The sequence below is a fragment of the Gelidibacter salicanalis genome, assembly GCF_007997285.1.
In the GTDB taxonomy this organism is placed as follows: Bacteria; Bacteroidota; Bacteroidia; order Flavobacteriales; family Flavobacteriaceae; genus Gelidibacter; species Gelidibacter salicanalis.
On record NZ_VORX01000003.1, the window covers coordinates 665,136 to 681,089 of the forward strand.

The following is a 15,954-nucleotide window of genomic DNA, read 5'->3' on the forward strand; positions in this document are numbered from 1 at the left end:
ACTAATGTCCAACCCACAAGATTTTGATCCTGTTTTAAAGGAACTGCAGCAAAAATACGCTGCGATAGACCAAGATACCCACACGTATTTAGAAGGCTTACTCTACAGTAAGCCTATTACATATTGGGATTATATCCAAACTGATGCGTTGTTAAATTTACAAATTCAGCGCACGACACTTCCTGATGAGATGGTCTTTATTGGCTATCATCAAATCAATGAACTCTTGTTTAAAATGATTCTTTGGGAAATTTCTCAAGTATCCGAAAATGATGCCATAACCGCCACTTTTTTTGAATCGAAGTTAATGCGCGTCAGCAGGTATTTTGATATGCTGACCACGTCTTTCAACATCATGAGAGAAGGGATGGATGTGGAACAATACATGAAATTTAGAAACACCCTGACGCCGGCTAGCGGATTTCAGAGTGCGCAATACCGATTGATTGAGTTTGCTTCTACAGAGCTGATCAATCTTATCGACTTCCGTTTCCGTAAGAATATTGACCGGAATACACCTTTCTCGCATGCCTTTGAACATTTGTATTGGCAAGCCGCGGGTAAAGATTATGAAACGGGTAAAAAGTCTATCTTGCTAATTAATTTTGAAAAGCGATATAAAGATGAATTTATTCGATTTATGGAGGCCCACAACACTAAAAACTTGTGGACCAAATTTAAAGAACTTCCAGAAGCTGATCAAAACGATGACGATTTGGTGAAAGCCATGCGCCATTATGATTATACGGTAAACGTTACTTGGGTCATGGCCCATTACAATGCCGCAAAACACTATATAGAAAGTGCTTCAGGCGATGGTGAAGCTACAGGCGGCAGCGATTGGAAAAAATATATGCATCCGAAATACCAAAGGCGGATATTTTTTCCTGAACTTTGGAGCGAAAATGAATTAGAAAACTGGGGGAATGACCTCTAAAAAATGGAGTAGTTAATGTATCAAAAAAGTATAGTAGTAGCACTGTTGTTGGGCGTGATGATGTGGTCGTGCAAAGATGATGAAGCGGATAAAGATAAAGCATCTTTTCAAGCATACATAGAACCTGCAGAGCTTAGAGAGTTTGGATTCAATCTTAACGATTATGTGGTAAAGAAAGATACCATCAGGTCGGGCGATAGCTTTGGAGCCATTTTACAACGTCATAATGTCGATTATTCGAAAATTTATGAGATCTCTGAAAGTGCCAAAGAGTCGTTCGACATCAGGAAATTAAGAGCGGGAAACCCTTATACTTTACTGTTGGCAAAAGACAGTCTGCAAACGCCACAATGCTTTATCTATCAAGAAAACAATATAGATTATGTGGTAATTCATTTTGCGGATTCCATCAACACCTATAAAGAGAAAAAACCCGTTACGGTAGTCACAAAAGAAGCTTCTGGAGAAATTAATGGCAGTTTATCGGTGACGATGGATGCCCAAGGTCTGCCCCAAAGTCTGATTGGAGAAATGGCAGATATTTATGCCTGGACGATCAACTTCTGGAAACTTCAAAAAGGCGACAAATTCAAAATTATTTACAAGCAACGTTATATTGAGGATTCTATTTATGCAGGATTGGACGGTATTGAAGCCGCGTATTTTCAGCATAAAGGTGAAGATTTTTATGCCTTCAAGTTTGCCACCGATTCCCTCAGTAAAAAGGGAGATTTTTTTGATGAGAAAGCTAAAAGTTTAAAACGGGCCTTTTTAAAGGCACCCGTGAACTTCGGACGGATTTCATCACGCTATAATCTCAACAGACGAATTGCCTATTACGGTTACGCCTTGAGACCTCATAAAGGCACTGACTTTGCCGCGCCTATTGGTACGCCAATTTTAGCCACTGCCAATGGCACTGTGGTCGAATCGACCCAACGTGGCGGTAACGGTAAGTATGTCAAAATTAAACACAGTGACACGTACAGCACGCAGTATTTGCACATGCGCAACCAAGCCGTTAAAAAAGGTCAGTTTGTTAAACAAGGAGACGTTATTGGGTATGTGGGCATGACCGGAAACACTGGGGGTCCGCACGTCTGTTATCGTTTTTGGAAAAATGGGCAGCAAGTAGATCCGTTTAAGGAGAAATTGCCGACTTCAGAATCCATTCCCAACCATCTTGTGGTAAAATACCAAGACTTTATCAAGCCCTTAAAATCGCAATTGGACAAAATTCCTTATAAATATCTCAACGAAACGACGATAGAACAGGGATATTCCATCACCAAAAACTAACACATGCCTTTACCAAAAATCAACCCGACCCAAACAAAAGCTTGGTCAAAACTTCAGGCCCATTATCAAAGTATTAAAGATGTGCATATGACCCAATGGTTTTCTGAAAATGAAAATCGTGCGTCAGCTATGACCATTAAGTGGGAAGATTTTTATGTAGACTATTCTAAAAATAGAATGGACTCCAAAACTATGGCGTTGCTCTTGGAGCTGGCAGAAGAGACCCAATTAAAATTGGCTATCGCTAAGCAATTTGAAGGGGATGTCATCAATGAGACTGAAGGTAGGGAAGTACTCCACACTGCTTTAAGGAGTCCGAAGTCCGCTAAAATAATGGTAGAAGGCCAGGATATTATGCCTGAAATCCATGAGGTGAAAGCAAAAATCAAAGACTTTACAACCAGTGTCGTTGATGGCGTAAAAAAGGGATACACTAATAAAGCCTTTACAGATGTTGTCAATATTGGCATTGGCGGATCAGATTTAGGTCCGGCCATGGTAGTAGATGCGCTACAGTATTATAAAAATCAGCTGACCACACATTTTGTAAGCAATGTTGATGGTGATCATGTCAATGAAGTCCTTAAAAAATTAAACCCTGAAACCACACTGTTTGTAATCGTTTCAAAAACTTTTACTACTCAAGAAACCCTTTCTAATGCCAATACCATTAAAGACTGGTTTCTAAAATCGGCATCAGAATCGGATATTGCCAAGCATTTTGTGGCTGTTTCTACTAATATAGAACAGGTCAAAAGTTTCGGGATTGACGAAACCAATATTTTCCCGATGTGGAATTGGGTGGGCGGACGATTCTCCCTATGGAGTGCCGTTGGTCTTTCCATTAGTTTGGCGGTAGGCTACGACAATTTTGATGGCTTGTTGGCGGGTGCCCATGAGATGGACGAACATTTCAAATCTGAAGATTTTGAAACCAATATTCCCGTGGTTTTGGCATTAATTGGCATTTGGTACACCAACTTCTTCCAGTCCGAGAGTGAAGCCGTTATTGGTTATTCGCAATATTTAAATCAGTTTGCAACGTATTTGCAGCAGGCTAATATGGAAAGTAACGGCAAGAGTGTAGATAGAAATGGTCATAAAGTAACCTACCAAACGGGCAATATTGTTTGGGGAGAGCCCGGTACCAATTCGCAGCACGCCTTTTTCCAATTGATCCATCAAGGCACTAAATTGATTCCTGCTGACTTTATAGGCTTTGCGACCTCACTACACGGGAATAAAGACCATCAAGATAAACTGATGTCCAATTTTATTGCCCAAACAGAAGCACTGTTAAATGGTAAGTCTGAAAAAGATGTTAACATTGAATTTAAGCAGCAAGGGGTGAGCAAATCGAATAGCGAAACCTTAGCGCCTTTCAAAGTATTTGAAGGCAATAAACCTACCAACACCATTTTAATTAACAAGTTGACGCCTAAAAGCTTAGGGAAGCTAATTGCCCTTTATGAACATAAAATCTTTGTACAAGGCGTCATTTGGAACGTTTACAGTTATGATCAGTTTGGGGTGGAACTTGGGAAGCAGTTGGCCATTAAAATTTTAAACGAATTCGATTCGGCTGATCAAATTGGAAATCATGATAGTTCTACCTCCAATGTATTGGCATTCTACAAAAAATTAAGATAATCATTGTTAAGAACTTTTCTGGTTCTTAGATCCGAATGCAGTTTTTTCAATGTTAAAAAATGTTAATTTCGTGGTGTTAAAAATTTCTTAACGTTTAAGTAATATGAAATCGTAATAAAGGTTTAATTTTGCGCGAAATTTAAAATCTAATTTTTAAACATTAAAAATGAAAAAATTTACTCAATTCTTAATGATGTCTGTTGCGATGTTATTTGCTACAGCAGCTTTTTCTCAAAGCACGGTAAAGGGGAAGATTATGGATGCGGACATGAACGCACCACTTCCAGGAGCCAATGTTGTTGAAAAAGGTACAACTAATGGAACTACTACTAATTTTGACGGCGAGTTTACGTTGACTACGCAAGCTAGTTCAGGTAGTTTAGTTATTTCTTATGTAGGTTTTGGTTCAAAGACCATCACATTTACAGGATCGCAAGATGTTGGTACTATCAACTTGCTAACAGACAATTCTCTTGATGAGATTGTAATTGTAGGATCAGGTCTTATTGACTTGGCTGATGACAGAAGAACGCCTATTGCAGTATCTACTGTACGAGCTTCTGAAATTCAAGCTAAAGTGGGAACTAGCGATGTGACGGCTACCTTGGTAAACACGCCTTCTGTATATGTTGCAGGACAATCAGGTGGTTTCGGTGATTCAAGAATTGCAGTTCGTGGTTTTGAGCAAGATAATACTGCATTCTTGTTAAACGGGCAGCCAATTAATGGGATGGAAGACGGCAAAATGTACTGGTCTAACTGGTCAGGTATGTCTGATATTGCAAATGCTATCCAAATTCAGCGTGGTTTAGGATCTTCTAAATTAGCCATTTCATCGGTAGGTGGAACAGTTAATTTCGTAACAAAGGCTACTGATAAAAGACAAGGCGGATTCATTTCCACCGGTGTTGCAAACGACAACTATATAAAATCAACTGTGGGTTATAACAGTGGAATGACTGAAAGCGGTTGGGGGGTAAGTGCATTATTGACACACTGGCAGGGTGATGGCTATAATGACGGTAGTTATGGACAGGGTCAAAACTATTTTGTATCTATTGGTTTCAACGCAAATGAAAAGCATCAATTTAACTTTTTGATCACAGGAGCACCTCAAACTCATGATCAGAACTTTACAAAATCTATTGCTGATTATTTAAAATATGGTAGAAAATTCAATAATAATATAGGTACTTACCAAGGTGAGTACATGACTGAAAGAACAAACTTTTATCACAAACCAGTAGCTAACTTAAACTGGGATTTTAATATTTCTGATAACACGAGTTTGTCAACTGTATTATACGCCTCTTGGGGCCGTGGTGGAGGAACTGGAAACTATGGTAGTAGCTCTGCGCGAGTTAGAAACGCAGATGGTTTAATTAATTTTGATGCGATTGCGGCTAATAATAATGCCTTAGGAAACGGAAGTACTACTTATGGTGCCGATGGAAGACAAAATTATAAAGGATATGCTCTTCGTGGATCTATGAATAATCATGATTGGTACGGTTTAGTGACTAATCTTCAAACTAAATTATCTGAAACTGTAACTTTTAACACAGGTCTTGATTTGAGAACTTACCAAGGTAAACATTACAGACAAATTGTAAACTTTGTAGGCTTAAATAGTTGGGTAGAGGACGTTAGATTAAGAGACGCAAATAACCAACCAGATGCTGCTAATCAGGTAACTCGTACAATAGATAAGAATTACTCTATTGAGCCATGGTATGCTACTTTTAATACAACACCATCAGATCAAAGAATTGATTATGATTATGGCGAAACTATTTCTTACGGAGGTGTTTTTGCACAATTGGAATATGCTAATGATAACTTATCTGGTTTCTTTCAAGGTGCATTGTCATCACAATCTCATGAAAGAGTTGATTTTTATGACTATGCACCGCAATTTCAAGATGCTGAAAAAATCACCAATACAGGTTACAATTTAAAAGCTGGTGGTAGTTATTTAATTAATGATGACAACTCAGTATATGTTAACGCAGGGTACTACTCACGTCAACCATACCATGATAATATTTACTTAAACTTTACTAACGAAATCAATCCACTTACAGAGAACGAGAAAGTTTTAGGTTTTGAAGCAGGTTATGCTTTCAAAAGTCAATTTTTCACTGCTAACTTAAACTTATACAGAACGTCTTGGAAAGATAGAGTTACAACAAGATCAAGCGTATTAACAAGAGATACTGAAATTGGAGGTAATGTAATACCAACTGGAACAGTAATATTTGACACTAATGAAGGTGTAGAGCAATTACATCAAGGTGTTGAATTAGACTTTGTTGCTAAAATTACAGACAAATTGAAATTTAAAGGATTTACCTCTGTTGGCGATTGGAGCTATGTTGGTGATGTATTTACTACAAGGAGAGATGAAAACCGTAGTGTTTTAGATCGTAGTGCGCAAGACGTTGATGGTGGGAAAGTTGGAGATGCAGCACAATTCACTGTAGGTTTAGGATTGGATTATGAAATATTAGAGCGTTTTTCAGTTGATGCTGATTGGAGAAACTATGATAATTTATATGCTTCAATTAACCCGAATAAGGAGAACTTAGAGTTGCCCTCTTATGATCTTCTAGATATGGGTATTTCTTACAAAATGCTTGTAGGTAAAGAAAAAACGAACTCAATAAACATGAGATTAAACATAAATAACGTGTTTAGCGAAGTGTATTTATCGGAATTAAGAAATGCAATTAAAGTAACTGATGATGTAGATTCTCGTGATCCATCAAAAGGTACTTACGCATCTAACGGTAGAGTTTACAAAGGCATTGCTGATGGTAACCAAGGTTATTTCGGTTTCGGAAGAACTTGGAACTTCACATTACGTTACAATTTCTAAGCATTAACTATTGCTTTAAAAAGTATTATATATTACAAAACGTCCATCATTAAGATGGACGTTTTTTTTGTTTAGTATTTTGCTGTAGATAATCGATTAATTTAAGATTTACGCTTCTGGACTGGAACCGAGGAACTAGAAACTAAAGACGAGAAACGAGACAAAGGAAACGTACCATTACTTTAGTCGCTTTTAAGGGACTATTAAAGTGAAACCCTGTCAGTAGTTCTGTGGCATTATTGTCTATGTTAAATAAGCTTGTAATTGATTGAGGGCGCATTTGTAATAAGGCTAAGTGTAGAGCATTCCGGATGAAACTTTTTACAATGTTTTTTTTTTAAGTTTATAGTGCTAATGAAATGTTGATACAACTTATGCCATCCGAAGTTGCGTTAAGGATTGAAGAGAAAATCCTTTTTGTGAGGTACGAGCAAAAAGATTGTAACGGAAAGCCTGACCCTCCCGATATTTTTCGGGAGGGTAACGCCCAAAAAATTTTCCAACATATGAATTTGCATGCCATTGCTATCGGACGTAGATAAACTATAAACCGCTCGATGGAACCAATTGTAAACCTTAGTGTTCCTCAATCAAACAATCGATTAGAGTCACAAAAAAACCACCACATCTAAAGACGTAGTGGTTTGGTATATATAAATTATATGTCCTGCTCTCGCAGAAGGATTATTATCCTAATGAAACACGTTTAAAGTCAGTCACTTTAACATCGCCGTAAGACGACACGTACTTCTCAACATTCATTTTATCATCTTTGATAAAGGTTTGGTCCAACAAACATTTCTCTTGGTCTAAAGTCGTGTTATCAGCAATAAAACGCTCCATTTTTCCTGGAAGGATTCTGTCCCAGATTTGTTCTGGTTTGCCTTCAGCTTTCAATTCAGCTTTCGCATCGTCTTCAGCTTTTGCCAAAACTTCAGGAGTTATTTGAGACATAGAAATGAATTGTGGTACATTTTTAAGAGTTTTTCCTAAACGTACAAATTCTTCATTGTCTTTTTCAATAACAGCAATTCTTGCTTCAGTTTCTGAGGCAACGAATTCAGGATCAAAATCTTTGTAAGATAATGTAGTAGCACCCATAGAGGCTACTTGCATAGCGACATCTTTAGCTAAAGTTTCAACGTTGTCAACTTTAGAAGAGAACCCAACCAAAGCAGCAATTTTGTTAATATGAACGTAAGCACCAACATAAGGAGCTTCCAATCTTTCAAAAGCGTTTAAATCAATTTTTTCACCAATTACACCGGTTTGCTCAATTAATTTTTCAGCAACGGTCATGCCATCCAAATCAGAAGCTAATACTTCTTCTTTAGTAGAACAGTTAATGGCAAGGTCAGCAATAGAATTTGCCAATGCGATAAACGAATCATTTTTACCAACAAAGTCAGTTTCACAACCAACAACAATAGCAATACCAACCGTATTGTCATCGTTCAATTTCGCAACAGCAGCACCTTCAGAAGATTCTCTGTCCGCTCTTTTTTCAGCAACTTTTTGGCCTTTTTTACGCAATACATCAATGGCTTTGTCAAAATCACCTTCGGCTTCAACCAAAGCTTTTTTACAGTCCATCATTCCTGCGCCTGTACTTTGTCTTAGTTTGTTAACTTCTGCAGCTGTTATTTTTGTCATAATTTCTAAGTGTATGTTATTAAAAAAAGTCGTTCAATTTATTTTCAACAAAGAAAAGAAACAAACGACTTTAAGATATTGTGTAATTGTTATTTATTCTTCTTCGTCAGCGGCTACCTTTTTAGTGGCTGCTTTCGTTTCTGTTTTTTCAACTTTTTCGTCTTTAGCATCTTTGTCAGTTTTGTCAGATTTACGCTCAGACAAACCATCAGCGATAGCTGAAGTTACGATAGTTAAAACTTTATCAATAGATTTTGAAGCATCATCATTTGCAGGAATCACGTAGTCTACTTGACGTGGATCAGAATTCGTATCCACCATTGCAAAGATTGGAATGTTTAATTTCTGGGCTTCTCTAATAGCAATGTGTTCACGTTTAATGTCCACTACAAATAAAGCACCTGGCAAACGGGTCATGTCAGAAATAGAACCTAAGTTTTTCTCTAACTTAGCTCTTAAACGGTCAACTTGTAAACGTTCTTTCTTAGACAATGTTAAGAATGTACCATCTTTTTTCATTCTATCAATAGAGGCCATTTTCTTAACCGCTTTTCTGATAGTTACAAAGTTAGTTAACATTCCGCCTGGCCATCTTTCAGTGATGTAAGGCATAGTTACAGCACCGGCTTTTTCAGCAACGATGTCTTTAGCTTGTTTTTTTGTAGCTACAAATAATATTTTCTTTCCTGAAGCTGCAATTTTTTTAAGGGCTTCTGAAGTTTCCTCAATTTTAGCTGCAGTTTTGTAAAGGTTGATGATATGGATACCGTTACGTTCCATATAAATGTAAGGAGCCATGTTTGGATCCCATTTTCTTGTCAAGTGACCAAAGTGTACACCTGCTTCAAGTAATTCTTTAACTTCTATTTTTTCCATTTTGTAATAGTTTACGTTCTGTTGAATTAGCAATGATAAAGTGGTTGCATTTTGCGCGCCTTTACCATTTAGATGCTAAACTAAACCCTCACGCCGTAACGTGATAGACAACATTAACTGGGTTAAATTTTTGGTTGGGTATGAGCCAACGGATTTTAAAAGGTTTAAAACACAAATTGATTGGGCCAATCTTCATGAGATCCCCAATCAAGTTGAGGATTTTAACGTTTAGAGAATTGAAATTTCTTACGAGCTTTCTTCTGACCGAATTTCTTACGTTCAACCATTCTTGGGTCTCTAGTCAACAATCCTTCTGGTTTCAAAATGCCTCTGTTTTCTGCATCAAGCTCACACATTGCGCGAGATAATGCCAAACGGATTGCTTCTGCTTGACCAGTAATACCACCTCCATATACATTTACTGTAATATCAAAGTTGCCATCATTGTTAGTCATGACTAAAGGCTGGTTTACTTTGTACTGCAAGGCTGCAGTAGGAAAATAGACCGTCATGTCTTTTTTATTAATTGTGATGTTCCCTGAACCTTGGGCAACATACGCACGAGCAACAGCCGTCTTTCTACGGCCAATTTTGTGAATTACTTCCATTACTTGAATTCGTTTAGATTAATTGTTTTTGGTTTTTGCGCAGCATGTGTGTGCTCAGAACCAACAACAACATTTAGGTTGCGGAAAAGATCTGCACCTAATTTGTTTTTAGGGAGCATCCCTTTTACTGATTTTTCTACTACTCTAGCCGGATCTTTTCCGAATAGTTCAATAGCAGTTAAACTTTTTTGACCACCTGGATACCCTGTGTGACGAATGTAAGTTTTATCGTTCCACTTGTTTCCTGTTAAGTTGATTTTTTCAGAGTTGATAACAATTACGTTATCTCCGCAATCAACGTGTGGTGTGAAGTTAGGTTTGTGTTTGCCTCTTAAAAGTTTTGCAACTTTAGAAGCTAAACGACCTAGTGTTTGCCCTTCAGCATCAACCAAAACCCACTGCTTATCTACAGTAGCTTTGTTAGCTGAAATCGTTTTGTAGCTTAATGTATTCACACTAATTAATTTTTATAAGTCACGCCATAAGCGCAACAGGTTAAACATTCCTCTCTTAAAAAGAGTTTGCAAATTTACGATAATCTATGTGATTACCAAATAGTATAGGGCGAATTTTGTTGATAAAGTTAGAAGGATATAAATTTAAGGGTTTAATGACTTTAGGTTTATGGGATTTTATATGCTGGAGATGCTTATTTTGGAGGTAACTATTTATGAATGATGTACTTGATTGTTTTGAATTATGTAGCGGGCTTTGTAGTGTAAGTGTTCGTGTTTTATAATGGTATTGATGTTGTTCTATTCGACTTATTAACATTCTTAATAGGAAAATTGTGTTGTCGATTATTCTAAAATTAGCGGGTTTAATTAATTGTTTTTTTTGGGCGTTACCCTCCGGGTCGGGCTTTTCGTTGCAATCTTTTTGCTCGTCCCTCACAAAAAGGATTTTCACTGCAATCCCTAACGCAGTGTTGGTAAGCGATTTGATTTTAATCTAAATATTCTAAATATGTGATGGATATCTGATGCCTAGCAAGGTGGGTCTCCAAGATTTTTCACCATAATTACCTAGTCGATACTACTAGTTTTAAGCCACAAAAAAACCGTCAGCTATGACGGTTTTGTACTCTATAGGTGATACGTTTATTGTCTTTTGACAAAAATGCTGGTCTAGTTCTCAATTAGAAATGGAATATTTTTCACTAATCGCTTAACACAGCTAGATTTAATTATACAATAAATACCCCGCCAATGGCTAGTACTTCATCCATGGTCAAAGGTTCATCAAAGGCTTCTGTAAGCGCATTGTCTCCTCCAAAAGCACCAAATTTTCCTGCTAAATCAACACCACCTTGAGTTTTGTTAGATTCAGGAGTTGCGCCACCATAAATTCCTGCAAAAGCTGCGGGTAGTGTGTTTTCAGATTGGGTGATCCATCCTTTTTCATTACGCATACGTCTTACTTGAGCCGCGTGTCTGGCTTCAACAGAGTGTATTTGCAAAGCGTATTGCAAAAGATCATTGTCATTAGCCAATGCACCTGCTTGTCCTTTATAAGCTCTGACGCCAGTATCTTCAAATCCTTGTGCTAAGGCTAAAAAGGTTGGGTAATCGCCAAAAGGATCTAAATTCAGTCCGCCCGGTTTACCGGTAAAGTCGAATGTTGGTTCGGCTATAGCTTTATCTCCAAGAGCAGCTTTCAAAAATTCAACGTGAATATCCTCGTGTTTAGATATTGTTGCAAACACAGTTTGGTCCGCTGATGGAATCAATCCAAGTGCATCCAAACCTTGTCTGTAATAACTACGTTCTAAATATTCGAGAGTTAGAGCAAAATTAAGGACGTCTATATTATCTGCAGTACCAAATGTACCAAACATGGCGCTATTGGCGGCTTTAGTTTTTGCACTGGTAGCAGCCAATCCAAAAGGAATGGATGCCAAAGCAACGCTAGTACCTAATTTTTTAAACTGATCAAAAGAATCTCTCCTAGAACCTGCTTTGCTTAAGAGGTCTTTATTAGAGAGCATATCTAAAATTTTTATAAAATTCATATGTGTGTATATTATTAAGTTAAAAAAAAGTGATTATGAGGTTGGTAAGTTTTTGGCCGTAAATGGTGTTACGACAAATCCTGTTGCTCCTACTTCAGCCAAAACCTCTGATGGTTCTGCAGCTTTATCAAAAGCCTTTCCTGTACCTGATAATCCAATTAAGATATCATCTCCTGCAAAATCTTGCGATTTTGGGTTTAGTAAATCTCTAATAACGGAGGCGTGGCGTGCTTCTACAGAAACAATTTTACCAGCCAATGTGAGATAAGCCATACCAGCAGCATCACCTACGTTAATCAATTTTCCTGCACCATTATACGCTTTTACCCCGGTATCTTCCAATACTTTGGAGGTTCCCAAAACGGAAGCTCTACTGCTAAAGTCCACGCTAGAGAAATTAAACTCCAATTGTGGCACTATATCATTTGGGGCTACCGCCGTGATGGCCGTTTTAAAAAATTCGCGATGAATGACTTCATGGTTATAAACATCTTCTAGGATTCTTTTTTCATTTGCAGGTGCTCCAGCCCAATATGCACCATCCAATACTTTCGTATAGAATGCGGCTTCCAGTTGCTCTAAAGCATAAGCATAATTCAAAATTCCTAAATTTCCTGAACCAAGATCAAACACTTCAGGGTCTAAATCCGTCCCATCGTCATCATTGCTACAGGCCATCATAAGACCAGAACCAATTACAACCACCCCGCTCAATTTTAAAAATTGTCGACGTTTGTTAAAGTCTCTTTGTCCGTCTTGCTCTTTTAAAAGTTCCTTTTTCATATATATATAAAATTTAAGTTAAATAAAATTATCCTTTAGATGTATTTAGAAGTACTTACGTAAAAAAAGAGAAGAGGGTTTTAAAAAAAGTAAATTTTATTTAAAACTGACGTCCCGAGATAAGTAGTTGAAAATCAATAGCTCAATTTATGCTACGAAAATGGCTATCGTTATTCGGTATACTTTTATTGTTAGCTCATATCCACTTGGTAGTTTAGAGCTAATCCATACGGGTGACACTTAAAAGTTAAAATAAAAAATACGATGATTGTAGCCTTTTTTTAAGTGCTTTTATTAATATTTGGGGATCGTGAGTGTAACCAAAGGCAACTTTCAGATAGCCACTTTTTGTTTGTGACGCACAAAATGGATTTTCTTTGCAATGATTAACGCGAATTTGCTTTTATTTTGAAAATTTGGAGGAGACCTATAGTAGAACTATACATTTAATTTTTTAAACTATCTTTTGATGAACACCTTTTAAGCCAAAGGTTTTTTGGGAAAGTTAAAATAATGGTATAACATATGCTCTCTTCAGAATTTCATATCAAGAACTATCCAATAGAAAGCTTAGCAGCATCTTTCCATAAATAATGAGGCATTGGATCTTGAAGCTCCCAATTTATATTCATGGGTTTTGCGCCATTATAATCTTTGAGATTTCCTTCTAAAATTTAGTTATCATATTATTGATTAGGAGATTTCTCTTCAGACCTAATGATTTATAAATGATCGGGTTACTTTAGATGTGAATGAGAAGAATATAAGGAAGCGTTGCATGGGGTAATCTCCACATATAAGTTGTTTTTTTATCTGACTTATTAACATCTCAATCCTGTCAAAAAGTGATGTTCTCAGACTAAAACTTATAGAAATTACACCATTCATAATAATCAGAAACCTTTCCGCGCACTTTTTTTTTTAATTAAAATAGAGATTTGATAAATTTGAATAGCTACATTTGACTTCTTCACACAAAACACTTCCTAAAAAAAATCTTCAAGCCCTCCTTTGTAATTTATCAAGCTAAAAGTTCGATTAGGTAGTACTCACCCGCTCTAGGGTCTTAATCTTTCGGGTGCCCCAATAGAGTATGATTACAGAAATACTAGCGCATAAAAACATAATTCCTGTCATGGGCAACGGTGTTTCATTACTAAGTGTCGAAACCAGCGCCGTAATAATGGCACCTATTCCTAACTGTAGCGCGCCCATAAGCGCAGAAGCCGTGCCTGCACTCTTTTCAAAGGGCGCCAGCGACAGGGCTGAAGTGTTTGGGAAGGCAAAACCTTGGGTACTTAAAAAGAGAAACACCAAAACGATCATGGAATACATTTCAATAAGCTGAAATACAGTGCCTAAAAATAACAGTGCCCCCGCCACGACTTGGCATGACAGGGTGACTTTTACAATTTGTTGGCTTGTGTATTTTTTTAGCATATACGTGTTTACCTGGCTGGCGGTCACCAAACCCATGGCAATAATCCCAAAAATCCATCCGTATTGTTTTTCCGAAACCCCGTAAAGTTCCATAAATACGTGAGGCGAACCCGCGATATAGGCATATAGACCACTGGCGGCAAAAGATCCCGTGAGCGTGTAGGTATAAAATTGAGGTGTTTTAAATACGTTCCAAAACTTGGTAATGATTGGTTTTGGTTTTAAAGACATCGTTGTATCAGGTGGAGCTCCTAAAGGAAGCCAGAAATAAACGAGAAGAATATTAAGTGCCACGAGCACCGCCAAAATTATAAAAATGGAAGGCCATCCCCAACGGGCTGTAGCGAAACCACCCAAAGTAGGGGCAATAATTGGCGAAACAGCAATCACCAACATTAGCAGACTGAATATTTTTGCGGTTTCAGATACCGGAAAAAGGTCGCGGACCAAAGCTCGGGCAGCCACCATCCCGGCGCATCCCCCCAAGGCTTGTATAAATCGGGCGAGAATCAGGGCATCTACTGTAGACACATAAACAATATAAACTGATGCAAATAAATAGATAAACAGCCCAACCAAGAGCGGGGTTCGTCTGCCAAACCTATCCAGCAAGGGTCCATAAATCATTTGTCCAAGGCTCACCCCAACAAAATAACTGGATAAAGAAAGTGCCACGCGTCCTGTAGTGGAGTTTAAATCGCGCGCTATTTCGGGGAATCCTGGTAAGTAGAGGTCAATCGAAAATGGTCCAAGGGCAGAGAGCAGTCCTAAAATGAGAATGATCAGATTTCGTTTTTTCTTTTGCATTTTGGTAATAACAGTTTGCAAAATTACGAAAGACGGATTTGTTATAGGCCTGTATTAATAGATGATTTTGCTTGATCCATATGATCTATGGAAAAGCAGTTCAGAACATAGATGATACCTAATTTTGATAGGGTTAGTACACAGAATTTAAAAGAGAATAACAAAAGTCAGAATGGGAGCGCTTTCAGTGCAACTTAGCGATATTGTATCACAAATTCCAAATTTATAAAAGTGCAAAAGGATTTGTGATTGCTTATGGAGATATAAAATGGAAATATAAAAATGAAGTGATTTTGGTAAGATTTTCCTAATAACTAATTGAATTTCATGTATTTAAGCCGTTGGTTTGCTGTGTTTTAATGAGCTATTCTTTGTATATTTAGGTTTCGATTTAAATAAAAGCAAGCTATGTATAACTGTATAACTGAAGAAGAAAGATTGAGACATTCATATTATCAAATAATGGAATTGAGTAGTGATGAGCTTCATATTAAATTGAACTCATGGTCTCGTGAAGATTTAATTGAGTGGTTAGTTTGGAATGATAGAAATGGTGTTTATAGAGATGAAGAATCCTTAAGTGAAATGGGTAATATTTTAGAAAAGGACGAAGCTATTTCTATTATTACTAGACAGATTTTAGTTTAGAAAATGCTACTTATTGTATGTTGACAAGCATTGGTTTAATATATAAATTTGATTAAAACTAATATATTATGAAACCAATAGAAAAAGGTCAAATCGTAAGATTTCATACGCCGAACGAAGATGAAGATCCAAATCAGACTTACGTAGTTCTAGAAGTGTTTGAGGATGGAGATAAATCCAGAGCCAAGTTGTTCACGTTGGACACAGGATTGTCTTTTCCGCCCGTTATAGTAGTTTATATAAAAGACTTAGTCGTTGATGAGCTTTTGACAAATCAATTACATCGATTTATTAATGTCGAGTATCATTGATATTCCATAGTTCTTTCTGAAATAATTTATCCTTGTTTTATTATTCACTGTTT

At 37.2% G+C, this 15,954-nt stretch carries 13 protein-coding genes; 6 read left to right on the forward strand and 7 right to left on the reverse strand.

All coding sequences use genetic code 11. The annotated features are described in order from the left end of the window. The first annotated feature begins 4 nt into the window (after nt 1-4). From ES711_RS09145 to ES711_RS09160, 4 genes are all read left to right on the forward strand, one after another. Complete coding sequence (locus ES711_RS09145) at nt 5-937, forward strand: tryptophan 2,3-dioxygenase family protein (protein WP_146892798.1); 933 nt, start codon at nt 5-7, stop codon at nt 935-937. A 15-nt stretch (nt 938-952) separates the two neighbouring features. Further along, on the forward strand, nt 953-2,236 hold the full coding sequence (locus ES711_RS09150) for a peptidoglycan DD-metalloendopeptidase family protein (protein WP_146892800.1): 1,284 nt from the start codon (nt 953-955) through the stop codon (nt 2,234-2,236). A gap of 3 nt (nt 2,237-2,239) precedes the next feature. Beyond that, complete coding sequence (gene pgi, locus ES711_RS09155) at nt 2,240-3,886, forward strand: glucose-6-phosphate isomerase (RefSeq protein ID WP_146892802.1); 1,647 nt, start codon at nt 2,240-2,242, stop codon at nt 3,884-3,886. A 166-nt stretch (nt 3,887-4,052) separates the two neighbouring features. Continuing rightward, a complete protein-coding gene (locus ES711_RS09160; protein ID WP_146892804.1) occupies nt 4,053-6,764 on the forward strand; it encodes a TonB-dependent receptor in 2,712 nt (903 codons plus the stop codon). Between the two features lie 687 nt (nt 6,765-7,451). Here ES711_RS09160 and tsf read toward each other — a convergent pair. The 7 genes from tsf to ES711_RS09195 all read right to left on the reverse strand — a co-directional run bounded on the left by tsf (nt 7,452) and on the right by ES711_RS09195 (nt 14,942). Beyond that, nucleotides 7,452-8,417: a translation elongation factor Ts gene (gene tsf, locus ES711_RS09165; protein ID WP_146892806.1), complete on the reverse strand. Its 966-nt coding sequence runs from the start codon at nt 8,415-8,417 to the stop codon at nt 7,452-7,454. A gap of 93 nt (nt 8,418-8,510) precedes the next feature. After that, entirely contained in the window at nt 8,511-9,293 is a 783-nt protein-coding gene (gene rpsB, locus ES711_RS09170) for a 30S ribosomal protein S2 (protein WP_146892808.1), read from the reverse strand. A gap of 221 nt (nt 9,294-9,514) precedes the next feature. Next, a complete protein-coding gene (gene rpsI / locus ES711_RS09175) occupies nt 9,515-9,901 on the reverse strand; it encodes a 30S ribosomal protein S9 (RefSeq protein ID WP_146892810.1) in 387 nt (128 codons plus the stop codon). Then, nucleotides 9,901-10,356 carry a 50S ribosomal protein L13 gene (rplM, locus tag ES711_RS09180; RefSeq protein ID WP_146892812.1) on the reverse strand — a complete coding sequence of 152 codons (456 nt, stop codon included), beginning with the start codon at nt 10,354-10,356 and terminating at the stop codon, nt 9,901-9,903. Before rplM ends, rpsI begins: the two co-directional genes overlap by 1 nt. Nucleotides 10,357-11,087: 731 nt before the next feature. Continuing rightward, entirely contained in the window at nt 11,088-11,912 is an 825-nt protein-coding gene (locus ES711_RS09185; RefSeq protein ID WP_146892813.1) for a ferritin-like domain-containing protein, read from the reverse strand. A gap of 33 nt (nt 11,913-11,945) precedes the next feature. After that, nucleotides 11,946-12,695 carry a ferritin-like domain-containing protein gene (locus ES711_RS09190; RefSeq protein WP_146892815.1) on the reverse strand — a complete coding sequence of 250 codons (750 nt, stop codon included), beginning with the start codon at nt 12,693-12,695 and terminating at the stop codon, nt 11,946-11,948. Nucleotides 12,696-13,733: 1,038 nt separating this feature from the next. Beyond that, nucleotides 13,734-14,942: a multidrug effflux MFS transporter gene (locus ES711_RS09195; RefSeq protein WP_146892817.1), complete on the reverse strand. Its 1,209-nt coding sequence runs from the start codon at nt 14,940-14,942 to the stop codon at nt 13,734-13,736. Nucleotides 14,943-15,350: 408 nt separating this feature from the next. Here ES711_RS09195 and ES711_RS09200 point away from each other — a divergent pair, with 408 nt between their 5' ends. Both ES711_RS09200 and ES711_RS09205 read left to right on the forward strand, forming a co-directional pair. Then, nucleotides 15,351-15,590, forward strand: coding sequence for a hypothetical protein (locus ES711_RS09200; protein ID WP_170245253.1), 240 nt, complete (start codon nt 15,351-15,353; stop codon nt 15,588-15,590). Between the two features lie 68 nt (nt 15,591-15,658). Beyond that, the gene (locus tag ES711_RS09205) at nt 15,659-15,901 is read left to right on the forward strand and encodes a hypothetical protein (protein WP_146892821.1); all 243 of its coding nucleotides are present in this window, start codon (nt 15,659-15,661) and stop codon (nt 15,899-15,901) included. Nucleotides 15,902-15,954: the final 53 nt, after the last annotated feature.